Below are 23,751 nucleotides of genomic sequence, written 5' to 3'. Positions count from 1 at the left end.
GCAGAGAAAATCGTGTATCTCGAAATGCTTGACTACAATGAACGTCATGGGCAGCGGGTCGTTCCTGGCTTTGGGATGGAACCCGTCAAAAAGAAGCTAAACGAGTTATTTGAAGCACGCTACCCTTCCTTGCCCACACCCGAAGAAGAATAGCGGATGAATCCAGTTTCTGGGGGTCGGGGTTCCCCCGACCCCCAGAAACACCTGCACCCCCAACCCGTAACCCGGGGAGGTACTTCTACTCTCTTACACAAACTTCTTGACGCTACCGCCTCCCGCCCACTTTCGGCGGATTCAGGGGCACTAATGCTCTTCATTTTCTCCTTTTGCCTGCATTCGATGAAATCAGGGGCACTTTTGCTCTTCATTTCCGCCTCCCGCCCACTTTCGGCGGATTTAGAGGGACTTATCCTTTCGATTTCCCATATCGCACACTTTCAACAGATTTAGAGGGATTTATCCCTTTGATTTTCCCGTACCGCCCACTTTCGGCCGATTTAGAGGGACTTATCCCTTTGATTTTCCCGTACCGCCCACTTTCGGCAGATTTAGAGGGATTTATCCCTTTAATTTCCCCATGCCGCTCACTTTCGGCGGTATTAGAGGGACTTATCCCTTTGATTTTCCCATATCGCCCACTTTCGGCAGATTTAGAGGGATTTATCCCTTTAATTTCCCCATGTCGCCCACTTCCGGCGGTATTAGAGGGATTTATCCCTTTGATTTTCCCGTACCGCCCACTTTCGGCAGATTTAGAGGGATTTATCCCTTTAATTTCCCCATGCCGCTCACTTTCGGCGGATTTAGAGGGACTTATCCCTTCGATTTCTCCATATCGCCCACTTCCGGCGGATTCACTGGGAATCCTGCTATAAGAACACATTCGTCCGTCAGACGAATCTGCTCCTAATCCGACCGACTTTATCCATTACAGATGAATTTCATAATTTCCAAATATAACAAAAAACCTCCTTGCGGAGGTTTGAGCATATACGCTGATTTAAGGTGTCGGCATGCCGCCGTTAGCATTCAAAGTCTCGCCGCTGACATAACTGGATTCCTGGCTGGCCAGAAATACATAGGCCGGGGCCATTTCAGCCGGTTGGCCGGGACGGCCGAGTGGTGTTTTGGCTCCGAAATCCTTCAGCGCTTCCTGCGGCTGTCCGCCGCTTACCTGAAGCGGAGTCCATACAGGTCCAGGTGCTACAACATTAACCCGGATTCCCTTGGCAGCTACCTGCTGAGCCAGCGATTTGCTGAAGGTGTTAATTGCGCTTTTGGTGGTGGCATAATCCAGCAGAATCGGCGCAGGCTCATAAGCCTGAATGGAAGCAGTGTTAATGATCGTACTGCCCGGCTTCATATGCTTCACCGCCGCTTTACAGAGCCAGAACAGCGCATATACATTGGTCTTGAAGGTTGCATCGAATTGCTCGGTGGTCAAATCAGCGATATCCGGTACAAACTGCTGCTTGCCCGCGATATTGGCCAGGATATCAATCCCGCCCAGTTCTTCCACGGCCTCCTCAATCAGTTGTTCACAGTACTTCTCGTCCTTCAGATCGCCTGGCACAGCAACGGCTTTGCGGCCGGCTTCCTCCACCAGTTGGACAACTTCCTTCGCGTCAGCTTCTTCCTCCGGCAGATAGGCAAGAACCACATCAGCTCCTTCACGGGCAAAAGCAATGGCTACCGCCCGCCCGATTCCGCTGTCCGCTCCGGTTACAACAGCCTTGCGGCCGGTAAGCCGTCCGCTGCCGCGGTACGTTCCCGCCCCGTCATCGGGACGCGGATGCATCTTCTTCTCCAGGCCGGGACTCGGCTGCTGCTGTTCAAACTCAGGCGTAGCTTTTTCATACTGCTTCGCAGGGTCCTGAATCGTATACTGATCGCTCATTGTGTATTCCTCCTCTGTAGGCTTCTGACTCTTTCTATGTAACCAGCTTCCCATTTTCCTAAACGAATTATGTATGACCAGGAATATAAAAAAAAGCCCCCTGCTAAATAAGCAAGAGGCCTTAACACTTCCCATTCAACCCTTCTTAAAACTCTTCGTACACCGCAGGGTCCTGATCCCACAGTGGTCCGGTTGTCGGGATTTCCGCGATCCGCTTCATCTCTTCGTCTGACAGCGTAAAGTCGAAAATATTAATATTCTCCCGCTGATGTTCTTCCGAAGAGGATCGCGGAATCGGAACCGCACCCAGCTGCACATGCCAGCGAAGAACAATCTGTGAGATGGATTTATTATGCGCTGCGGCAATTGCACCGAGCTGTTCATTCTTCAGCAGCTCCGTGCCGCGTCCCAGCGGACTCCAGGATTCTGTAATAATCCCGTGTTTCCCGTGATAAGCACGCTGCTCTGCCTGATTGTAATACGGATGCAGCTCAATCTGATTGATGCTCGGTGCTACGCCTGTTTCCTGAACCAGACGGTCCAGATGCTCCGGCAGGAAATTACTTACCCCTATCGAGCGGATCAGCCCCTGCTTCTGGGCATCGATAAGTGCCTGCCATGCTTCTACATACAGGTTCACCTTCGGATTCGGCCAGTGAATCAGATACAGATCATAATAATCAAGTCCCGCGCGGTACAGCGATTCCTGAACGGTCACGATCGCCTCATCATACTTGTGGTGACGTCCCGGCAGCTTAGAGGTAATGAACAGCTGGTCTCTGGGCACTCCGCCCTGCCGCACCGCTTCCCCGACCACGCCTTCGTTCTCATAGTTAAATGCTGAATCAATCAGGCGGTAGCCCAAATCGAGGGCAGTCTTCAGACTCTGTACACCCTTCGTGCCTTTAATCCACGCCGTTCCAAAGCCAATCGCAGGCATATTTATCCCGTCGTTCAACAATACTTCTGGAATGTGATTAGCCATGATGATGCAGCCTCCTCTACTAAGATAGTCGCTTACATTATCGCAGAGAATGAAGGTAATATCAAAATCCCCCATATCATTATTCTCATGATCTGCTATACCAGGCGGCTCTCCAGCGGGTAGCATACACCCCTTCCTTCAGATAATTAAACGGTACAGCCTTCCGCCGTAATTCCGGCAAATAGCGGATCAGGTTCAGGTCTTCAATGATCCAGACTGCACCGTCCTGATCTCTGGTATCTACAAACTGCAAATCCCGGCTGTGCAAATATTCCACCAGGTTAAATCCGGAGCTTGAGTCCCCGTCATTTCCCGTTTCAGCACTGTCCGCCGTTAAGCCCTGCCAGTAAGGAAGCTCCAGACCCGCATCCGATTCCAGTAAGCTAAGCTCCTGCTCCAGCACCGCCTGTCTGTCTTCTTCCCTGCTTCGCATTTCCTCCGTCCAATAGTCCGTCAAATTCGGCTGCCGGCTGATTTCCTGATAAAAGAATTCCGCCGTCTTCTCTTGCTCTTGCTCCGCAGCAATGAACCCCGCTGGCTCCGCCGCTGACCCCGAAGAGATCGAATCTTCAACAACAGGTTCCCGTTCAAGCTCCTGCCATTCCCGCCGGATCTGCGCTGCCCTGTTTACGATAACCGTCTTCAGCGCAGGTTGTCCGGCATTCCCGTCATCCGCATCTGCCTCCGCATCCTGCCGGTGAAGCTCACGGGGAATATCGAGCTCCTCCAGTCTGCGGAACAGCGGCTGCAGCGCCTGCTCCGGATTCCGGAAATATTCACCGCCCCGAAGCCGCACAAAACTCCAGCCAAGGCGTTCCAGTATGGCTTGTCTGTCCATATCTTCCTTAAGCTTCTCTGCCGGATGCCATTTGTCTCCGTCACATTCCACCGCCAGACGTCTCCCGCCGCCTTCAACAACCATATCAATCCGGTACGCCCCTACTTTCCATTGAGGCAGTACTCTATAGCCTTCGTTCAACACCCGCCGCATAACCTGCCGCTCGAATTCGGACTCCAGCACGGGCTCCTGCTGTTTATACGCTGCATCCGCTGCATACGGATTTCTGACATACTCAATTAACCGTTTCCGCAAATCCCCTTCTTTGAGCTGGGCTACGGAATCAAGCGAGTGCACCAGCCATAGCTGGTCGCGGGCGCGGCTTACAGCTACGTTATACCTTTTCTTGGTGCGGTTCCCCGGATCAGAGATGAGGCGCAGAGGCACAGCTTCCTCTGAAGCGTCCACCATGGACAGGAACACAACATCGCGCTCATCCCCCTGAAACTGGGCGGAGTTGCCGCAGCGAATCTTCCGCCGCTTGTATTCCGTTGCCGGAATATACTTCTGCAAATACTGGTCAATCAGAATGGCCTGCTCTTCGCCAAGCAGCGTAATCACGCCAAATGTAGCATCCTTGTATTCTTCCAGCTGGATAGCAGACAGAATTAGCGAAGCAATGGCCTCTGCTTCTGCCTCATTGCGTTTACCGTCCCGGCTCCCGCCCTGGGCCCGGTATTCCACGGTATACGGTTTCGTGGTTACTCCGCCGGCATCGCGGAGCGGAAGAATGGAACCATTATAGGAGAGCAGGTTGCTGAACTGGATAATCGGCTCCACACAGCGGAAATGCTCCCTAAGCTGCGTCATGCCCGCGAATGAGGTTTTGGCTAAGTCATAAATTGAGGTGCTGCCGTCATAAAGTGCGGCATTGGGAATCCCCTCCAGATGGGCATCCATCAGTCTTCTGGTCTCATCCAGCCGCTGGCCGATGGCCTCCGGGCTCACCTGCTCATCATCACCTACCACGACAATTTGTGTGCCCAGATACAGTGCTGTCAACGCCATAATATCTGCCTGGCTGGCTTCGTCCACGATAACCACATCAAACCGGTTCTCGGACGGAGTGAAGCTGTCGACCACTCTGTACGTAGGCATAATCCAGACAGGAACAGCCGTCTGGCAGACCGGCATCAGCTTCCGGGCTTCGGCAAGCAGATGGGGAGCCGCTTTTCCCGTACGCTTGCCGGCTTTTTTCATCAGCAGCTTCCAGCCGTGAAGAGCGTTCTGCTGCTTCAGCGTAGTTTTCCGGGCAAGCGCCAGCCAGGCCTTCTTCTCCACTAATTGAAGTGTGGCCGCTTTGAACTTTTTACGAATCTCCACCAGTTCTTCTTGAAGTTGTTGTGCGGAGATACCCGCCCGCTGATCAAGCTCCATATCCAATTGTTTAAGCAGCCAACCCGCTTCAAGTCCATTGGGGGCCCGGTGCTCTCCGTGGATTCCGCTTCTGTGCCTGAGCGCCTCCGCCCAATCCGGAGCACTCTGCTGCAACCGCTCCAGCCATTCTTCCCTTTGGCTGATCCGCGCACTTTTATCCCATAATTGCTGAACTGCCTGATACGCTTGCTCATAGGACTGCGGGTCCAGCCGCTCTACACTCTCCTGCAGCCGGCAGGCTATAGCGGAACGCGAATCTGCCAGCGACTCTGCAGCCCTGCCTGCTTCCGCGATCTGCTCTTTAACTGTTCTCCATTTCTCTGCATTAATATTGGCACCTATAATAGAAGGAAGCTCTTGCTCTACCAGCTCCCGCATATGAATCCAATCCATATGTTTGCCTACCGTCATAGGCTTGGCGTTCAGCAGAACATTCCACAGCAGCCCCTCGCTCTCGAGGGATTGAAGCGGCGGATCAAAGCTTGTCTGCCGCCAGTCCAGCAGGCTGCGGATCTCCTGAATAATGTTATCCATATACTCTTCGGGCTGCGGTCCGAACCGGGCCAGATCATATCCGCCCCCGTCCGTAACCTGACGCTTCCAGCGGATGACGGACTTGGCCCGCTGCGCCTGATACGTACCGACAGTAAGCAGAGCCTCCAGGTAGGCAGCGTTGACCTCTTCAATTCCTTTGCCGGGAGGCGCTATAAGCTCGCAGGCCTTCTTCCACGGTCTCTTAAGCAACAGCTGGAACGTGCTCAGCTTCCCCCCGTCTTCCAGATACCGCTTCATCTCCTCCAGTACAGGCAGCAGCGGCTGCAGATCCGTATCGGCCAAATGTTCAAAACCATATCTGTACCGCGCAGTTCTGGCGGCGCGGTATAGCTCAAGCCACTTCTCCACTTCTTCCAGCAGATCGGTCCAATCGTGCTTATCATTATCTTTTGCCGAGATCAGATTCAGCTTCCACTCTTCCTCAGTAACGGCACCAAACGCCTCACGCAGCTGCTGGAGAGCGGCGTTCAGCTTCCCGGGATGTACAGCCATACCGGGCTTGAAGTAAGGAAGATGTCTGACGGTATCTGTAGTGGACAGTGTCTGATATTCCAGCACAAGCTCATGGAAAATTTCAGGAGTGACAGGCAGTTCTATACGATTGCGTAAGTACCGGAATTCCGCTTCATCCAGCGCACTGATTTCCCCAGAGCTTCTATATAACTGTTCCAGCTCGTCAGGGGTAAGCGGACAAGCCTGTCCGGCCGCTATCCTTCCCGGCACCAGCTCCATCGTATGCCGGCCTGCGGAGATCATTTTGGCAGCTGCGGATGGATCGAAGGAAGTGCCAAAAATAACAATAGACCGGTAATCGTTCTCTCTGGAGAGCCGCAATCTGTCTTCAATGCCTCTGATCTGCTCCAGAATGGATTTGCGTCCGGCAGTCAGCTGCTCTACTTCCGCTTCCGTCTGTTCAATGGATATGGAGCTTAAGGTGGAAGTAATCTTATCGATGGAATTCTCCAGCTGCTTCTGCCCGCTGGCATCATCCAGCATGCTGACACACAGATCCTGAAGCGGCCTTGCCACCTTGTCACGCAGCACGGCGAGTGCCCTTGAGGTGTGGCTGGTGACCAGTACGCTTTTGCCTTCCGCCAGGAAATGGCCCAGCAGATTGGCAATCGTATGCGTCTTCCCGGTACCCGGCGGGCCCTGCACCAGAACAGAACCGTATCTGCCCAGCTTAAGAGCAATATCCAGCTGCTCAGAGTTCGCTTCTTTGGTGAACAGAATCTCTTCGTTCTCACCATTCACATTCAAATTCGAATACGAAAAAACCTGCGTTCCGTCCGAAGCCTCCCCCGGATCAATGCCGGTAATTCTGGCAATCGCCTGCGGGAGTTCCTCTCTATCTTGTAAATCCTGTATGATCTCTTCGAAGGCATGATCGAAACCGGCCGACCGCTTGCGCAGGAAAATAACCGGTTCTCTCCGGATATACACTGCTGTCTTGTCCTGAGCCGGTTGTGCAGATGTTCTATTATAAGGAATAAACGCAGTCTGGGCAGACAAGTATCCGGATACTTTGCGCAAATATTCATCCGTATCCGTGAAATCCAAGGGGGAGCATGCAGCCTCGAGCAAATCCGCGGTGCATTTCTTAATCGACCCCGGACTGACTTCAGGCACATCTCTGAACAAGGAGCCATGAAATTCGGGGGCGGCTTCGGAGGCTATAACTGTAAATTCGGGTCCCTCCGGATCGAATACAAGCTCGATCCTCTGTAGCAGCACCGGATGGTGAATCGTCTCCGGTGTAAGCTCCCAGTGCAGAATCCCATCGCCGATCATCAGCTCCACAGCGTCCCGCTCCCGCTCAATCCACGAATAGAGCATGTACAAATCCTCGAACAACTTAATCGTTCTGCGGACAGGCCACTCCCGCTCCTGCCAGGCCTCACGCTCCTGAGTCCAATTCTCCCAGAGCCGCACTCTCTCTTCGTCCTGATCGAAACGTTCAACATAAGCCTCATATTCCCCGGAATCCGCAGCTTCCCGGTAGCTGTCCATGCTCTCCAGCCGTTCCGGGCGGGTATGAATTTTCTCCCAATCCGGCTTCAGCCAGCGCTGCAGCAGCTCCGGCGGCTTCGGACAGGCGGTCCGGTCAGGCCGCTTCACGCGCAGCAGAACCTCAGGCATCTCCTCGTCTATACGTTCAGAGGGACTTATCCCCTCTGTGAAATCACAGGTCACATTAGAATGAACCGGCAGATCCGCAAGGGACTGCGACCATAACTGCCCGGATATATGCTTGATTATCGGCTGCTTCAGCTGGTGCAGAGCCTGCAGATAGGTGAATACCTGAATAAGCTTCTGTTTCGCTGCGATTCGCAGATCTTCACTAATTCCCATACAAAGCCCTTCTTCTCTGTCTTTTTGCGACAAAGATCCTGTTTTTTGAACTAATTATAATATAATCGGCCAGGTTACAATACCAGTATTTTCATACCAAGTAGAAACGGTACCGTCTTTAAAGGACGGTACCGTTTCAGCGAGAAATAGAAGGATAATTTATCATGTGAAACATATAAATTCTTATATTTTCAAATACCCCCGCAAGGTGTGGCTTTAACTGCGATGTTTAATCAGGTATTTTGTGTAGACCCCATATTATAATTATTTCCAAAAAAAGAGACGCGGATTCCCCGCGCCCCTCATCAGCTTTATCTGCTTTTCAATTACTCTTCTAGAGAAAATCCGCCCGTGCCGGTGTAAAAGCATCTAACAGAACGCCGTCATCCTCCAGCGGGATACAGCCGTGAAGCACATTGGACGGGAAGTGGATACTGTCGCCAGCCTTGACGGTCTGTACATCCTGCGTTTCACCGTCATCGATCATGAACTGAAAGCTGCCCTGCAGCACATAGGTAACCTGTTCATGCACATGCTTGTGCAGCGGGATTTCTCCTTCCTGGGCTTGGGCGAACATCACCTTCGTATACATAATCTGGTCGCTGTGAGCGAGCACCTTACGGGTAGTATTGCTGTCTACAGTTACAGCCTGAATCTCTTGATCGTGATAAAACATAAAATAATACCTCCTATTCAATAGTCACTAAATCGATTTAGTTAGTGTGCAAAAAAATTAATGGAACCAGCGGAAAATCCCCCATAGGATAACCGACAAAGAAGTGAAGTCCGGATCAGCGAATGTTACCCCTTCAGCTCCCAGGTAGGAGAACAGCGGCAACGTAAGAGCAGGCAGCAGACACAGCAGGAAACCGTTCAGACAGCTGGAAATGACAGCCCCTCTGAAGCCTCCGCTGGAATTCCCAAAGATCGCAGCAGCACCGCCGGCCAGGAAGCAGGCCATAATTCCAGGAACAATTACCGGCAATCCAACGAGCGGGAACAGGAACACGCAGGCCACACCCGTAAAGAAGCTGACCAGGAATCCGACCAAAGCGGAATTCGGCGATTTGTCGAACAGGACCAGGACATCCACACCTGGGATTGCGCCCGGAGCGAACACTTGGGAGAAGCCTTTGAAGGCAGGGACGATTTCTGTAGTAAACAGCTTAACACCGGCTTTGGCGATATACAACCCGGCGGCGAAAATTGCAGCCTGCTCCAGAATGAAGACGATATATTCCTTGCCATCCGATAATTCGTTAACAAAATCAGCACCGGCGACGAGTCCTGACACCAGCAGCAGCACCAGCATCGTTAAGGTAGTAGCCACATTGGGATCGCGCAAAAAGCTGATCCGGTCGTTAATCTTAATGTTCTCCGTATCATTCTCACGGTTGCCGAACACTTTGCCCAGGTACGTACCGATGATGTAGGAGGTCATGGAAGCATGAGCGATGGTATATTCATCCGACTTGATGATGTTCCGGCTGGCATTGCGCAGCAGATAAGGAAATACCGCCATGTAACTGCCTATGGCCAGGGAACCGACAATAACAGTCACTACTGAGCTTAGCCCCAGACCTTTCATAACCGCAGTAGCGGCGAAGCTCATGAACAGAACAAGGTGCAGAGACAGATAGATGTATTTGAACTTCGTTACCCGTGCAAGCACAATGTTCAGAATCATGGAGAACAGCAGGATCAGCGCAGCGTCTGCACCAATCTGATCAATGGTCAGCGCCATGATCGCTTCGTTACTCGGCACAACACCCTTGAGGTGGAAGGCATATGAGAACATTTTGCTGAAGTTGGTGAGCACGCCGCCCAGGATACCGCCGCCTACTTTGATCATGGTGAAGCCCATGAAGGAAAGGGTTGTGCCCGTAATAATTTCAGGAATCTTCTTACGCTGGAAGATGAGGCCGAGAAGCGTCACAATGGCAATAATAATTGATGGCTCTTTGATAATACTCATAAACATATGCATGGCGGGTCTCCAACTTCTTTCTCAAAGTTATAGTTTTAAACTCGTTACTAAATCGATTTAGTAGAATTCCAAAAAAATTTGGTCTTCCCGTAAACCATGAAACAACATGCCTTAACATTGTGCAATAAAACTACTCCGTTTGTTTGTGAACAAAATCACAACCAGAATCAAACACTTCACTCATTAACCGCCATCCGGTTCCCCCTCTTCAAAAGAACACGCTATCATTGTTAAAAACAGGAACAATCAGGAATGCAAGGGTATTCATTACTCGAATCATACGATCATTATAACGTGATATCTGCTTTTTGCAACAGAAAAAATAAAACCGTTTCCAAAGCAAAAAAAGACTTACTCTCCTTCTCCGGTTCTGTCTCCGGTCCAAAAGAAAGTAAGCTACGCGAAGCAATAATCTATGCTACTAATCATTCAATCCAGCGTGCGGACCGATTCCCTATGGTTAATCTTAGGGTTCAAACGGACCAGCTCGGGCCGCCCTGCCTGCTCCTCTTCCTTCTGGTCAATTAGATCCAGCAGCAGCCGGGCGCTCCTCTTCCCCATTTCAAAGCTTGGCTGGGATATGGTCGTAATCGGCGGATTGTAGAAGGACGCAAAGGATACATCATCGATCCCGATCAGGGAGAAATCCTCCGGTATGCTTAAGCGGTTATTCTTGGCGTAGATCAGCACCTGCTCCAGAATCATGTCATTGGTGGCGATGATAGCAGTAGGCGGATTGTCCATATGGAACAGCTGCCCGATCAGCGCCGGCATTTCGTCCAGCCTGCCGCTTTTGATATAGCTCTCATTCACCGGAAGACCATGCTTCTCCAGCGTATTTCTGTAACCGGACAAGCGCTCAACCCGCGTGGTAATTGCCTTTTTGCCAAGCGGGAAGGTGATGATTCCTATTTGGGTATGGTTATGAAGGACGAAGGCTTCGACTGCCAGCTCGCTGGCTTTTTCGTTATTGAGCAGTACGGTGTCCACGCTGATATCATCTATTTTACGGTCAACAAATACAAATGGATAACCATTCTTAACCAGCGAGGAATACATCTTCTTATTCTCTTCCGTCGGAAAAATAATCAGGCCGTCCACCTGCCGCGCAATCATCGACTGAACGTATTTCTTCTCCTTGAGCGGGTCATCATCAGTGTTGCAGACGATCACCTGCACCCCCTTCAGCTGGCATTCATCCTCGATGGCACGCACAACCTCCGTAGTGAATTTTGATAGAATGGTTGAGGAAATCACACCTACAATGAACGTCTTCTTATGCTTGAGACTGCGGGCCACCTCATTGGGAATATAGTTAAGCTCTTCAATGGCCTCTTCAATCTTCTTCTTCGTATCCACACTCATATAGTTGAATCTCTTGTTCAGAAATTGCGAAACCGTACTTTTGGATACCCCTGCAAGTTCGGCAACTTCCTTCATCGTAACTGCCATGATCCAGCCCCCTACAACACTTTCCCTTATGCAAAAAGACACTTCGCCCGTGTGCCAAAGTGTTTTCACGACGCATGTGAGTTCTACTGTATTATATACTTTCTTGGGCGGGTAGGAAATCAGGCATAAATTTGCCCAGGCGGGAACGACACAGTTTGTTCAGAGTTCATTCTTTAAACGAATCGCGGGATCTTTTGCAGCCGGCAAAGCAATAAATCATAAATGTTGTACGTTTTGCAACTTTGATTCAATCATATTTGGGTGTTTGGGAGAATTGTTGTATGAAATACAAGAATTCTACCGCTAAGCCGCCTGCAAGAGGAGAAATGTTGCCTTTTGTACAACAATTTCTGATTACGGTCGATTTAATCAAGGAATTGTTGTATTTAGTGCAGGATTTCAAGTCAGTGTAACTGACTGCCGCCAAAAGGATCGCAGGAGGACTTCTACCAGTCCTCCCCCTCAACTAATCAGTCCTCGTTAAGCTGGGCCAGATGCCGGTACTGCCATTCACGCTCCTGCGTGACGGCGAGTTCCGCTCCGTCAGGGGCCGCCGCGGCATGAACAGCCTTGACGGCATAGGTTGCGGCATGCACTGCATGGGCGGCGACATGCGCAGTTGCCGCAGCATGTCCGGCTGCGCGGGCTGCAGCGCAAGCCTCTGCCGGACCGGCGTCACGTGCCGCTGAATGAGCGGCAAACGCTGCCTGGCGGGCTGCGGCCATCTTAAGCTCACCGCGCACCCAGGCCCGCGCGGCTTCAACCGCTTGCCGGGGCCGGTTGTCTTCCGGGCATGCTGCCTCCAGATAAGGCAGCACGCGCTCGGCGCAGTCGGCAGCCCAGAGCGCTAACACTTGATGATTACTTGTGCCTGCAAGCGCGGCGATGGACTTATCCAGTCCGCCCGCGGCCAGTTTCGCTCTCACTATATTCCTCCCTTGGAAGAAGGCCGGAATCTTCCTGAGATTCCGGCCCTTCGGTTAGTATTCATTTCTATCAGGCATTGTCAGGCGGAAGCTTGACCAGCACAGTATACTCCATACCTGGTTCCAGATCCTTAAGAATACCACCCTCCGCTAACTGGCCGTCCAGATAGACTTCTGTCGCCTTAACCCCCGCTTCACGCTGCATCTTGATATGCAGCCCGGCACCTCTGAAGTTACGCTTAACCGTAACCTCCGGCCAATCGGAAGGGAGCTGCGGCTTCACCTGCAGTCCTTCGCGCATGCCCTGGAGTCCAAACAGGCCATCTATCAGGCAGCGGTATACCCACGGAACGGTGCCAGTATTAAACAGATGGCTGGAGCGTCCGGCAGTCTTCGGGAATTGCTTGTAAGCACCGCGGTAATAGTTGGGGATGAAGACAGGCAGTTGGCCCCGTCTGATGATATCCCCGATGTCAGGTCCCGGGAGCATTTTGCGCAGCAGGCGGTACGCCTGATCCTGCTCTCCTACCGCATACAGGCCATAGATATAGAACGCTGCAGCATGATTATAGACTGCCCCGTTCTCGGCAGTGCCCGGATGCTTCTGCGTGACCCGGCCTACATCCTCCCGCATGGCGGTATAGGAGGGTGCCAGCTTTTCCACTCCGTAGGGTGTCTCCAGCTGCTCCGTGACCGACTTCATCAGCTTCTCCCGCTTCTCTTCATCGGCCGCACCGCTGAGCAGCGCCCAGCCTTGCGGATTAATGAAGATCCGCCCTTCCTTATCCTCACTAATTCCGAACACGACATTGTCATCGGTGATTCCCCGTGCGTACCACTCACCATCCCAGAAATACTGATTGACGACCGCATTCGTCTCATCCGCCGCAAGGCGGAATGCCTTGCCAGCCTCCAGCCGGCCGCTGTGATCACAGATATCCGCCCAGATCATGCAGGCATAAGCCGTAGCTATCGTCAGCCATCCGGATACTCCCTTGCCCCGGTAGCCTACCATATTCATCGGGTCACACCAGTCACCCTGATTGATATAGTTCAGACCCCGTTCATCCCGCTCATGAATCAGCCAGTGCATCGCCCGGTCAATATGCTCGAAGACTGATCCGGTTTCCTCACTCCCCGCATAAGGGACAACCTCTTCCAGAATGCTGTAATCATCCGTCTCATCCAGATAGGTACTGAGGCAAATGGGCAGCCAGACACAATGGTCCGTGTGCGGGACCTGATTAATATATTTCAGTTCAGCAGCCTCATGCAAAATAATGCCATCCGGCATGGCTCCGCTTACCGCCTGCTGGCTTAGAGCAGTCAGAAAAGCCTGCCTGGCTATCTGCGGCTTAATATAACTCATGCCCATATTATCCTGCAGATAATTACGGGTCTGGGGGTCTGTCGTCAGGCGGTTCGTCTGCCCGTGATAGTACATCTGCCGGGGCAGCCAGTGGTTGACCAGATTATCAAGATCCGCATCCGGAGTCGTGATCTCAATGCAGCCTCTGCCTTCGCGGATGTATTCCGCATATTCACGTTCTGCAAGCTCGAATCCGTCTTCGCCGTCGGCATCAGCATTCTGGAACATCCGCTGGCGGATATCAGCGATCTCCTGCTCTGTCTGAGCCGGACCGAAGATGAACCGGTATTCGCGCTCTTCACTTGGCTCGAGGCCGAGCCGATATTGCAGAACTGCAACCGGCGATTCGTAACGGGATTCTCCCCGGGATAGCAGACTGCTTCTCAGCGCTGACGGCGAGCTGATCCCGCCTTCCCCTTCGAATGCTTCCTGGTTCACCTCCCAGGATGCCGGAGCGTGATCAGCCAGCAGGAAGGTCTTGTCCTTCAGGTGTTTGATTCTGTCGTATTCCTGATATTTCTGGTAAGGAGTAACGGCTGTAGCGACGATTCCCTGCAAAGCTTCCTTATACTCGCCGGACTGGTTCATCCATGACATGTAGCCGATGGTGAAGTAGGGATAGATACTTATTTTCCGTGGAGCAGAAGACAGATTGGTTACCTTCACCCGCCACAGCTCCATCGGCTCATCCTTGGGCAGGCTCAGCGTCATCTCGATGGCGATACCGCTCTTCTCTATTTTCCACACAATATTATGTTTGCCTACTGCAAAGGTATAGTGATCAGGGGGCATACGTACGGGTTCATACGGGGCAGAGAATAGCTCACCGCTCTCCTCATCCTTCACATAGACAAACCGGCCGGGATGGTGGGCATAATAGGGCTGCTCCGGCTGCATGAAGGTCTTGGCTTCCAGATTCGGGGCATAGGAGTACTTGGCAGGCTCGGGCTGCATGAACTGGGCTACCGCATACCCGCGGCAATTCATATGAATCATCATCTGCTCATTCCATAGAAATCCTGAAGCCTTGGGCAGAATTGTCGGGCTCGACAACTCATAATACTCGTTATCTTCAGATGCTCTTATCATTCTCATGCCTCTCTTCCAGGTTTATAATGCGCTGATGTACCTTCTCTATGTTCAAGAATACGCTCTCATAGGTTACACGGCAAGTCTATGAGATTAGATTCATTTTCATCATTTGGGTTTGTATAGTAGAATTAGCCCAAGTGTCCAAGTATAAATGAGAGGTGTACCCGATGAAGGAACAATACCTGGCAAGACTTGAATTGTTCGCTGAAAATGCACAGAGAATCAAGAAAGAATTCTCCTGGCAAAATGTTCAGGTGAACCGCCTGGCGGCATTGCTCTACACCGTGGAGAACAAAACAGCCGATCCTGAAGCGATCCGTGCGCACCATGCGCTGATCAAGGAGAACACCCGGATGTTCTCTTCCTTCCGCGGGACTTCCGCCATCAGTATTGCCACCCTGCTCTCTCTTTCTGCTAAACCGGAGCAGCAGCTTGCCGAAACGTTAGCCGTGTATGAGCTGATGAAGGATGTCAAATTCAGGGCTTCTGACTATCTCGTTATTGCCGCCTATCAGATTGCTGCCCACACTACATCCGAGCAATATATCCAGGTGATCGAACGCACGAAGGCATTCTTCGATGGTATGAGAGCGAAGCACCCTTTCCTGACTGGACAGGATGACTATATCTTCGCTGCCATGCTCGGAATTTCCAATATCGGAATCGAGCACGGAGTAGAGCGCCTGGAACAGCTCTATGTAGCTCTGAAGCCTGAGTTTTTCTCCGGCAACAGCGTTCAGGCTCTGACACAGGTAATGCTGCTTGGGGAGGAAGATGGCGGATCTGTAGAACGGGTGCTCAGCCTGCGTGAGGCCTTCCGTGCACAGGACATCCGGATGGACAAGGAATATACCCTTCCTTCGCTTGGCATCCTGTCGCTGCTCCCTTATGAACAGAAAGAGCTGGTAAGCGATGTCTCGGAGACGTATGAGTTACTGCGCACCCGGAAGGGCTTCGGAAATTGGTCGATTAACAAGCAGGAGCTGCTCCTGCTGTCTGCTGCACTGGTGTCCTATACGTATGTAGACGACGTGAAAAGCGGCATTATCACTTCCGCGTTATCTACCAGCCTTACCAACATCATCATTGCCCAGCAGACGGCAATTGCGGTTGCAGCCGCATCTGCTGCGGCAGCCTCGTCTGCTTCGAATTAGATTTATAGGCCTGCCGTGTGTGGCAGAGACCGGTTATGTGATGGAATTCTTGCATCAAATACAACATTTTCTTCGAAAAATCGGCCGTAAACCAGAATTGTTGCACAAAATGAAACATTTCTTCAGTTTCAGGCAGTATGACGGGAAAATTCTTGTATTATGTACAACAATACTCTCAAACACACGGGTAACTATGAGCCAAAGTCAGTTGCATTACGTACAACATTAGGCCGATACAGTGTTTACCTAAAAGTCTCAATTCTGCCGGGATGTATTCCGGCGACATTTCTATAAAAGTGGTTCCAGAAAAAGAGCCCGTCCCCAGTTTATTGGAGACAGGCTCTTTATTATCATCTAAGCTTCCCCCGCCTCCTCCGGACGCTCACGCTTGCCAATGCCGAAGGCATAATAGCCGGCAACAACAATGGCCAGGAACGAAGCCCCCACAATCAGCGACAGGTGTGTGTCCGGGTTGAACCACATGCCGACGATCACGAGCGACAGGAAGATAATGATAATGTAGTTGCTTATCGGGAACAGGCGCGACTTGAACGGATGATCTGCCATTTCGCCCTTCCACTTGTCCCGGAACCGGAACTGGCTGAAGGCCAGAGCGAACCAAGGAATCATTCCCGGAAGCACACTGGCGCTGTAAATATAGAGAAACAGCTTGGAATCCGGCATAAGGTAGTTGAACAGCACCCCGACCAGCAGCAGGGAGATGGTTGTAATAATACTGTTTCTGGGCACCCCGCTTGCCGAGACCTTCCCGAAGAACTTCGGAGCCTGCCCGTTCTGGGCTAAGGTGTACAGCATTCTGCCCGCACTGTAGATTCCGCTGTTGCAGCCCGACATGGCCGCTGTCAGCACGACAAAGTTGATGATGCCCGCAGCGCCGACAATTCCCACCTTGGCAAAGGTCATCACGAATGGACTGCCGATTCCGCCAATTTCGTTCCATGGATAGATTGTTACAATGATGAAGATTGCCCCCACATAGAAAATCAGGATACGCCAGATGATATTTTTGATCGCTTTTCGTAGCGTTTGCTTAGGATCCTCGGCTTCCCCTGCGGTAATGCCCACCAGCTCAATCCCCTGATAGGCGGCCGTGACAATACAGAGCGCAAACAGGAAGCCCTTCAGTCCTCCCGCAAAAAAGCCTCCATGGCTGTACAGGTTCGACAAGCCGAGCGGCTGTCCGCCGTTCCCCAGACCAAAGAAGATTACTCCCGTTCCAATCACCAGCATCACGACAATGGCGACCACCTTGATCATCGCGAACCAGAATTCAAACTCCCCGTACAATTTCACAGCTGCCAGATTGGCTGCCGCAATAATACCTACACCAATCAGAGCCGGAATCCACTGCGGTATGTCCGGGAACCAATATCCCACGTAAATCCCGATTGCCGTAACCTCCGCCATGCCTACAGTCACCCAGAGGAACCAATAGCTCCAGGCAGTGAGAAATCCGGCCAGCGGACTGATGTATTTGTGGGCAAAGGTGGCGAAGGAGCCGGTGACCGGTTCGAGCACCAGCATCTCCCCCATAATCCGCATCACAAAAAACATGATTATTCCCGCCAAAAGATAGGCCAGCAGCACCGACGGCCCCGCCCATTTAATCGTACTTGCAGAGCCCATGAACAACCCTACACCAATCGTACCGCCGAGTGCGATCAGCTCGATATGGCGCGGCTTAAGCCCTCTTGTTAACTGTTTCGTTTCCAAAAAAATGCTCCCCCTCATATATGTTCCTTGCCTATGTAGAACGCAAAACTATCATAGTATGTCAGAATCATTGTAAGCTGTGACATACATTAACGCAATGCAGAATTACTCCACCAAAAGTTCGGTCGATTGTAACAAGAAAATTAGCTGTAAACCTATACATTTTGTTTCATAGTGTTATAATCACTTTGATTTATTCACACGAAATAAGAAAAACAGAAGCAGGTGATCAGATGTTTGAACTTAAATGGCTGTGGCAAAACCTGGAGGGCAACCGGGCACGGTATATCGTGGCACTTTGTCTCTCGGTAGTGGGCTCAAGTCTAACGATTGTGAACCCTTACCTCAGCCAGCGTATCGTCGATACGTTTATAGCCGGCGACCATGCAGGGCAGAATCTTGCTACAGAGAGGGGTCTGCTCATCGCGCTCTGCCTGGGCATGATTGGCTTTTCCCTGCTCCGTACAGGTCTGGCTTATCTAACGACCATGCAGTACGAAATATCCTCCCAGAATATGATGTACAACATCCGCATTTATTTGTACAACAAGATTCAGGGGCAGGACCGGGAGTATTATGACCGCAACCGTACCGGTGATCTTATGACCAAGATGACAGGCGATCTGGATATGGTCCGGCATTCGATGGCGTGGATTTTCAAGACGATCATTGAATCGCTGACGATTTTTCTGGCGGCCGTTATTTATTTCCTTACGATCGATGTCCAGCTGACGCTGTGGATGCTGATCCTGTCGCCACCGATTTTTGTCGTGGCCTTTATCTTCGCCAAACGTGTCCGTCCCATGTACATTGATCTGCGCGAGCGGCTGTCCCAGCTTAACACGACGACCCAGGAGAACATTTCAGGCAACCGTGTAGTCAAAGCTTTCGCCCGTGAAGAGTTTGAGATTGCCAAATTCACGGAGAAGAACGTCAACTACTCTGTGGCGAACAAGAAGGCGGCCCTCGTCTGGCTCGATTACTTTCCTTATCTGGAGTCCTTCGCCCAAGCCTTCAACGTCATCCTGATGCTGGCCGGTGGTTACTTCCTGATGCACGGCCGGATCACCTTTGGTGAATTCGCAGCCTTCTCTTCGCTTATCTGGGCGGTATCCAACCCTATGCGCAATATCGGGATTATTATCAATGATATCCAGCGCTTTTTTGCCAGCTTATCCAAAATCGTTGATATCTATTATGCCCGCCCCGCTATTGTGAACGAGCACAATGTCACAGAGAGCCGCCGCTATGAGGGCCGGATTGAGTTCGAGCATGTCCGGTTCAAATATGACAGCGCTACCGTGCTGGATGATCTGAGCTTCACGATTGAACCCGGCGAAACGATCGCCATTATGGGCGCAACAGGCTCAGGCAAGACATCGCTGATCAACCTGATCCCCCGGTTCTACGATGTGGCCGGAGGCCGCGTGCTGGTAGACGGCAGAGATGTCCGTGAGCTTGAGCTTGATGAACTGCGCGGGAATATCGGGATGGCTACGCAGGACGTCCTCCTGTTCTCCGATACGATCGACGGCAACATCGCTTATGGCGACCCTGAGCTTACGGAAGAAGAAGCGCAGGCCTATGCCGGCCTCGCAGCAGCCCATGACTTCATCGTCAAAATGCCGGAAGGCTATGACACGGTAGTCGGCGAACGCGGTGTCGGCTTGTCCGGGGGACAGAAGCAGCGTATTGCGCTTGCCCGCGCGCTGGCAGTCCGCCGTCCAATCCTGATCCTGGATGATACGACGTCTGCGGTCGATCTGGAGACGGAGGAGCATATTCAGCGGAGTCTGCGTGAGCTGGAGTATCCCTGCACGAAGATTATCATTGCACAGCGGGTATCCACTACCGCCCAGGCAGACCGCATCCTGATCTTAGAGGGCGGCCGTCTGATTGAGGAAGGCACCCACGCCGAGCTGCTGGCCAAGCGGGGGTATTACTACGATGTATTCATGCTGCAGAACGAGGGCATTGGAAGGCAGGTGACCGAGAGTGGCCAGGAATAAATTCGATGTCGATGAGAATCTGGAATCGCCGTTTAATATTAAGCATTTCCGGCGGGCTATGGTCTATATCAGACGCAAGAAGAAACCGATGATTCTCGCATTCGTGCTTAGCGCACTGTCAGCGGCTATCGCCCTATCCGCCCCGCTGATTATGCAGCATGTGGTAGACGTAACCATTCCCGCCAAAGATATGGGCGCGCTGGTCGGCTGGTCCGCGCTGATGCTGGCGACCATTGTGGTCAGCGTAATTCTGGCTACTATCCGCTCACGGATTATGACCAGTGTCGGGCAGGATATTATCTTCGATATCCGTACCGATCTGTTCAAGCATCTGCAGGATTTGCCGTTCAAATATTACGATGACCGGCCGCAGGGCAAGATCCTGATCCGGGTTGTAAACTACGTTAATGCGGTATCCGACGTATTGTCGAACGGAATTATTAACTTTATCCTGGAAATCGTGAATCTGATTTTCATCGCTGCCTTCATGTTCGCCGTTGATGTCCGGCTCTCCTTCGTCATCCTTGCCGGATTGCCTGTATTCCTCGGTGTCATGCTGCTCATCAAAACCCGGCAGCGCCGGGCATGGCAGGCGGTATCGAACAAAAGCTCCAATCTGAACGCCTATCTGCAGGAAAGTATCAGCGGTATCGGTGTAACCCAGATGTTCTCCCGGGAACAGCGCAATGAGGGCGTCTTTACGCGCCTGGCCGGTAATTTCCGCACGGAATGGATGCGGGCGCTGCGTTACAACACGCTTATTCCGTTTACTGTCGATAACTTGTCTACCATGGTTACGGCAATGATTTTCCTGGTCGGCCTGCTGACTCTGAACCCGCAGAGCATGACGCTTGGTGTCATTCTCGCGATGAGCAGTTATGCCGCCCGCTTCTGGCAGCCGATTCTGAATCTATCCCAGCTGTACAATAACTTCATCAATGCGGTAGCCTATCTAGAGCGTATCTTCGAAACGCTGGATGAGCCGGTTACCGTCAGCGATATTCCCGGGGCGAAGGAGCTGCCGCCCGTTCAGGGCCGGGTTACCTTCGACGATGTAACCTTCGCCTACGATCCGGGGCTGAACATCCTGGAGAACATCTCCTTCGATGTCGCAGCCGGAGAGAGCATCGCCCTGGTCGGTCCGACCGGTGCAGGTAAAACTACGGTCGTCAATCTGATCTCGCGCTTCTATAACCTTACCGGCGGCAGAATCCTGATCGACGGGCAGGATATTGCCGGGATCACGCTGAAATCGCTGCGCAGCCAGATGGGGATTATGCTGCAGGACAGCTTCATCTTCTCGGGAACGATTCTGGATAATATCCGCTACGGCAGACCGGATGCCACCGAGCAAGAGGTCATCGCCGCTGCGAAGGCTGTCTGCGCCGATGATTTCATCCGTGAATTTGACCAGGGCTACCTGACGGAGGTTAATGAGCGCGGCTCCAAGCTGTCCCAGGGACAGCGGCAGCTCATCTCGTTCGCCAGAACCCTGCTGGCCAATCCGCGCATTCTCATTCTGGATGAAGCCACTTCTTCCATTGACGCGCAGACCGAGCGTCTGCTCCAGAAGGGTCTGAATGAGCTGCTTAAGGGACGTACCTCGTTCATCATCGCGCACCGGCTGTCCACCGTGAAGAACTGCGACCGCATCATGTATGTCTCGAATAAGGGCATTGCGGAAAGCGGCTCGCATGATGAGCTGATCGCCCGCCGCGGCCTCTACCACCGGCTCTATACGGCGCAGAAGATGGAAGCATAAGCCTCCCCCGCAAATTTAGTTCTTAACGCATCAAAAAGCTCAAGCCTATTAACGGGCCTGAGCTTTTTTTTCTTATTTTCACACCTGAATATAATCTTCCCTAAGCATACTGTATATCTCCAGATCGACAATTCCTTTGCCTGACCACAAGGCGGCTTGCCGCAGCATCCCCTCCTTGATGAAGCCGGTCTTCAGGAGCACCTTCTTGGACGGTTCATTCATCAGCATGACTTCGGCCTGAATTCTGTTCACCTGAACCTCCCTGAAGATATAATCCAGCAGGATTTCAACAGCCTTAGAGGCAATGCCTTGCCCCCAATGGGCTTCCGCCAGGAAGTAGCCGATCGTCACCATATTCACCTTCTGATTGAAATCACAGGCTTCAATAATTCCGAGCAGACGACCCTCCTCACCACTGGCAAAGATGCCCCACTTGATCCTTGATCTTTTGGCGTAGTCCCGTTCAAAATGTCCTATCATATTGCTGACTGTAGCCTTGTTATGCTTCGGGATGATCCCGCAATATTCAAAAACTCTATCGTTGCTGTAAATATCAAACAGCTCGTCCAGATGAGTCTCCTCAATTCTGTTCAATACAAGTTCATCTGATCTTAGTACAGGAAAACGTTCAAATACAACCTCCACATTCATTCCCGCCACTCCATTCTCCGATACTTATACGCGCTGCTTAATGGGAATATACAAATCAACCTTACACTTGCCTTCCTGATCCTTCATGGGATCATTCAGACAGAATTCGAGGCAGGGCCTGTCGTCCGCTTCATATCCGCTGCGGGGTAACCACACGCTGAACATGCTGTCATACGCGAGGACAAATTTGTCTACCGTATCGTAGTATGAATACACCGCATACATGCCGCCGGATACTGTCTTGAATTGTACCTGCGGCCGGTGTGCTTCCTGCTCAAACCCTTCCGGAAGGGTGACACAGGCATCATACCGGCACGCAGACTCCTCTACGAGATCCCCGTCATCCAACGATATTCCGATAAACTGCTGATTCCCTCCATGAATACCCCGCTGGTATGCCCAGCGGCTTAGCTTGTCCCATGCGCTATACGTATCCAGGTAACTTCCAATATGCCTGATATAAGCAACTTCAACCTCAGGGATCTGCCTGATTTCTACCATACTATCCCAAGCCCTCCTTAACAGCGGATTACTTCTTGCTCTATTGTAATCTGCCAGGGAAGCTGATTCTGCCTGCATATTGCTGAGGGATGATGCGAAATTGCTATTTCTCCGGCTGCTGTTCCTGATACTGCCCGGTGTACAGCCATAATACCGTTTGAAATGGGCATTAAAGACCGATACCGATTCGAAACCGCTTTGACCTGCAACCTCCAGAATAGTCTTATTCGTTTCGGTCAGCAGCACCAGTGAGTGCTGTATACGCTTCCTGTTTACAAAGGCCATGGGAGTCACACCGACCATAGCTGTGAATATTCTGCTGAAATGATATTTGGAGAAATGGGAGATCTCCGCCAGCGTATCGAGCTTAAGCGGCTGACTGCTGTGTTCCTCTATGTAGGCAATGACCTTATCGATCCGCTCTCTATAATCAAGATTCATCGCTGAATTCCCCGCTTCATTCATGATACAATGCATTACAAATATTAGCAGATGAGGTGATAAATAATGGTTACAAATTTGTATTTGGTAAGGCATGCGCACTCGGCTTATTCTGCCGATGAATTAAACAGACCTTTATCTGAACGCGGACAGGCAGATGCGCGGAAGGTCAGCGGACTGCTCATCCAAGAGAATATTCATGTCCTGATCTCCAGTCCCTATAAACGGGCAATACAGACCATTGAAGGACTGGCCGGCCCCCTGGGCCTTGAACCTGTAATCGAAGAGGATTTCAGAGAACGATTATTGTCCGGCGGACCCGTCAGTGACTTCGGCCAGGCCGTTGCGAAGGTATGGGAGAATCCCTCTTTTGCCTGGGAAGGCGGAGAATCTAACCTGATTGCCCAGGACAGGGGAGTTCAGGCACTCCACAAAGTATTGCAGCAATACCAAGGCAGTAACGCCGTCATCGGGACTCACGGTAACATTATGGTCTTAATCATGAATGCGCTGGATAAGCGTTATGATTACGGCTTCTGGAAGCAGCTGGATATGCCGGATATCTATAAGCTAAGCTTCAATGGAGACACACTTACCGGCGTGCAGCGGATTTGGAATAGGACCTGACTCTGGTTAAACTGGACAGACTGCTGTCACAGCTCTATGGTA

Annotated in this window: 17 protein-coding genes and 1 pseudogene; 7 read left to right on the top strand and 11 right to left on the bottom strand. The window is 51.6% G+C overall.

What is annotated here, in order from left to right; genetic code table 11:
* Both NYE33_RS36625 and NYE33_RS36395 read left to right on the top strand, forming a co-directional pair.
* A pseudogene (locus tag NYE33_RS36625) lies at nt 1-153 on the top strand (IS256 family transposase); the annotation flags it as partial.
* Between the two features lie 173 nt (nt 154-326).
* Nucleotides 327-875 carry a hypothetical protein gene (locus NYE33_RS36395; protein WP_156118522.1) on the top strand — a complete coding sequence of 183 codons (549 nt, stop codon included), beginning with the start codon at nt 327-329 and terminating at the stop codon, nt 873-875.
* A gap of 125 nt (nt 876-1,000) precedes the next feature.
* Here NYE33_RS36395 and NYE33_RS36390 read toward each other — a convergent pair whose 3' ends face one another.
* The 6 genes from NYE33_RS36390 to NYE33_RS36365 form a co-directional block, all read right to left on the bottom strand.
* Nucleotides 1,001-1,897, bottom strand: a complete 897-nt coding sequence (locus tag NYE33_RS36390; protein ID WP_042133632.1) for an SDR family oxidoreductase — start codon at nt 1,895-1,897, stop codon at nt 1,001-1,003.
* 145 nt (nt 1,898-2,042) lie between these two features.
* Nucleotides 2,043-2,882 (bottom strand): aldo/keto reductase, encoded by an 840-nt coding sequence (locus NYE33_RS36385; protein ID WP_341070137.1) that lies wholly within the window; start codon nt 2,880-2,882, stop codon nt 2,043-2,045.
* Nucleotides 2,883-2,967: 85 nt separating this feature from the next.
* A complete protein-coding gene (locus NYE33_RS36380; RefSeq protein WP_341070135.1) occupies nt 2,968-8,004 on the bottom strand; it encodes an AAA domain-containing protein in 5,037 nt (1,678 codons plus the stop codon).
* Between the two features lie 334 nt (nt 8,005-8,338).
* Nucleotides 8,339-8,680, bottom strand: coding sequence for a cupin domain-containing protein (locus tag NYE33_RS36375; protein ID WP_042133628.1), 342 nt, complete (start codon nt 8,678-8,680; stop codon nt 8,339-8,341).
* A gap of 57 nt (nt 8,681-8,737) precedes the next feature.
* Nucleotides 8,738-9,979, bottom strand: coding sequence for a PTS ascorbate transporter subunit IIC (locus tag NYE33_RS36370; RefSeq protein WP_256704025.1), 1,242 nt, complete (start codon nt 9,977-9,979; stop codon nt 8,738-8,740).
* A gap of 441 nt (nt 9,980-10,420) precedes the next feature.
* Entirely contained in the window at nt 10,421-11,443 is a 1,023-nt protein-coding gene (locus tag NYE33_RS36365) for a LacI family DNA-binding transcriptional regulator (protein ID WP_042133626.1), read from the bottom strand.
* Between the two features lie 281 nt (nt 11,444-11,724).
* Between NYE33_RS36365 and NYE33_RS36360 the strand changes: the two genes are divergently transcribed.
* Nucleotides 11,725-11,856 (top strand): hypothetical protein, encoded by a 132-nt coding sequence (locus NYE33_RS36360; RefSeq protein ID WP_269323229.1) that lies wholly within the window; start codon nt 11,725-11,727, stop codon nt 11,854-11,856.
* Between the two features lie 57 nt (nt 11,857-11,913).
* On the opposite strand, the gene NYE33_RS36355 is transcribed toward NYE33_RS36360, so the two are convergent.
* Entirely contained in the window at nt 11,914-12,369 is a 456-nt protein-coding gene (locus NYE33_RS36355) for a putative immunity protein (RefSeq protein WP_231575283.1), read from the bottom strand.
* A gap of 70 nt (nt 12,370-12,439) precedes the next feature.
* Nucleotides 12,440-14,827 (bottom strand): GH36-type glycosyl hydrolase domain-containing protein, encoded by a 2,388-nt coding sequence (locus NYE33_RS36350; protein WP_042133623.1) that lies wholly within the window; start codon nt 14,825-14,827, stop codon nt 12,440-12,442.
* Nucleotides 14,828-14,997: 170 nt separating this feature from the next.
* Here NYE33_RS36350 and NYE33_RS36345 point away from each other — a divergent pair, with 170 nt between their 5' ends.
* Entirely contained in the window at nt 14,998-15,984 is a 987-nt protein-coding gene (locus NYE33_RS36345) for a DUF4003 family protein (RefSeq protein ID WP_042133621.1), read from the top strand.
* A gap of 354 nt (nt 15,985-16,338) precedes the next feature.
* Here the strand turns inward: NYE33_RS36345 and NYE33_RS36340 are convergent, their stop codons facing one another.
* Nucleotides 16,339-17,718, bottom strand: coding sequence for an amino acid permease (locus NYE33_RS36340; protein ID WP_042133619.1), 1,380 nt, complete (start codon nt 17,716-17,718; stop codon nt 16,339-16,341).
* Between the two features lie 233 nt (nt 17,719-17,951).
* Here NYE33_RS36340 and NYE33_RS36335 point away from each other — a divergent pair, with 233 nt between their 5' ends.
* Both NYE33_RS36335 and NYE33_RS36330 read left to right on the top strand, forming a co-directional pair.
* Nucleotides 17,952-19,727, top strand: a complete 1,776-nt coding sequence (locus NYE33_RS36335) for an ABC transporter ATP-binding protein (protein WP_042133617.1) — start codon at nt 17,952-17,954, stop codon at nt 19,725-19,727.
* Nucleotides 19,714-21,489 (top strand): ABC transporter ATP-binding protein, encoded by a 1,776-nt coding sequence (locus NYE33_RS36330; protein WP_042133615.1) that lies wholly within the window; start codon nt 19,714-19,716, stop codon nt 21,487-21,489. The genes NYE33_RS36335 and NYE33_RS36330 overlap by 14 nt, the downstream gene beginning before the upstream one ends.
* A gap of 78 nt (nt 21,490-21,567) precedes the next feature.
* Here the strand turns inward: NYE33_RS36330 and NYE33_RS36325 are convergent, their stop codons facing one another.
* Together NYE33_RS36325 and NYE33_RS36320 are read right to left on the bottom strand one after the other, a co-directional pair.
* The gene (locus NYE33_RS36325) at nt 21,568-22,140 is read right to left on the bottom strand and encodes a GNAT family N-acetyltransferase (protein WP_341070130.1); all 573 of its coding nucleotides are present in this window, start codon (nt 22,138-22,140) and stop codon (nt 21,568-21,570) included.
* Between the two features lie 24 nt (nt 22,141-22,164).
* Nucleotides 22,165-23,082, bottom strand: a complete 918-nt coding sequence (locus NYE33_RS36320; RefSeq protein ID WP_341070128.1) for an AraC family transcriptional regulator — start codon at nt 23,080-23,082, stop codon at nt 22,165-22,167.
* 66 nt (nt 23,083-23,148) lie between these two features.
* On the opposite strand from NYE33_RS36320, the gene NYE33_RS36315 reads away from it, so the two are divergent.
* Nucleotides 23,149-23,709: a histidine phosphatase family protein gene (locus NYE33_RS36315; RefSeq protein WP_042133609.1), complete on the top strand. Its 561-nt coding sequence runs from the start codon at nt 23,149-23,151 to the stop codon at nt 23,707-23,709.
* Nucleotides 23,710-23,751: the final 42 nt, after the last annotated feature.

Source organism: Paenibacillus sp. FSL R10-2199, from assembly GCF_038000235.1.
Lineage (GTDB): Bacteria > Bacillota > Bacilli > Paenibacillales > Paenibacillaceae > Paenibacillus_AQ > Paenibacillus_AQ phytohabitans.
This window is presented reverse-complemented; position numbering and strand designations above follow the sequence as displayed.

Coding starts and splice junctions, on each gene's coding strand:
- NYE33_RS36390 (WP_042133632.1), bottom strand. CDS start 1,897: ATGAGCGATCAGTATACGATTCAGGACCCTGCGAAGCAGTATGAAAAA.
- NYE33_RS36385 (WP_341070137.1), bottom strand. CDS start 2,882: ATGGCTAATCACATTCCAGAAGTATTGTTGAACGACGGGATAAATATG.
- NYE33_RS36380 (WP_341070135.1), bottom strand. CDS start 8,004: ATGGGAATTAGTGAAGATCTGCGAATCGCAGCGAAACAGAAGCTTATT.
- NYE33_RS36375 (WP_042133628.1), bottom strand. CDS start 8,680: ATGTTTTATCACGATCAAGAGATTCAGGCTGTAACTGTAGACAGCAAT.
- NYE33_RS36370 (WP_256704025.1), bottom strand. CDS start 9,979: ATGAGTATTATCAAAGAGCCATCAATTATTATTGCCATTGTGACGCTT.
- NYE33_RS36365 (WP_042133626.1), bottom strand. CDS start 11,443: ATGGCAGTTACGATGAAGGAAGTTGCCGAACTTGCAGGGGTATCCAAA.
- NYE33_RS36360 (WP_269323229.1), top strand. CDS start 11,725: ATGAAATACAAGAATTCTACCGCTAAGCCGCCTGCAAGAGGAGAAATG.
- NYE33_RS36350 (WP_042133623.1), bottom strand. CDS start 14,827: ATGATAAGAGCATCTGAAGATAACGAGTATTATGAGTTGTCGAGCCCG.
- NYE33_RS36345 (WP_042133621.1), top strand. CDS start 14,998: ATGAAGGAACAATACCTGGCAAGACTTGAATTGTTCGCTGAAAATGCA.
- NYE33_RS36335 (WP_042133617.1), top strand. CDS start 17,952: ATGTTTGAACTTAAATGGCTGTGGCAAAACCTGGAGGGCAACCGGGCA.
- NYE33_RS36325 (WP_341070130.1), bottom strand. CDS start 22,140: ATGAATGTGGAGGTTGTATTTGAACGTTTTCCTGTACTAAGATCAGAT.
- NYE33_RS36320 (WP_341070128.1), bottom strand. CDS start 23,082: ATGAATCTTGATTATAGAGAGCGGATCGATAAGGTCATTGCCTACATA.
- NYE33_RS36315 (WP_042133609.1), top strand. CDS start 23,149: ATGGTTACAAATTTGTATTTGGTAAGGCATGCGCACTCGGCTTATTCT.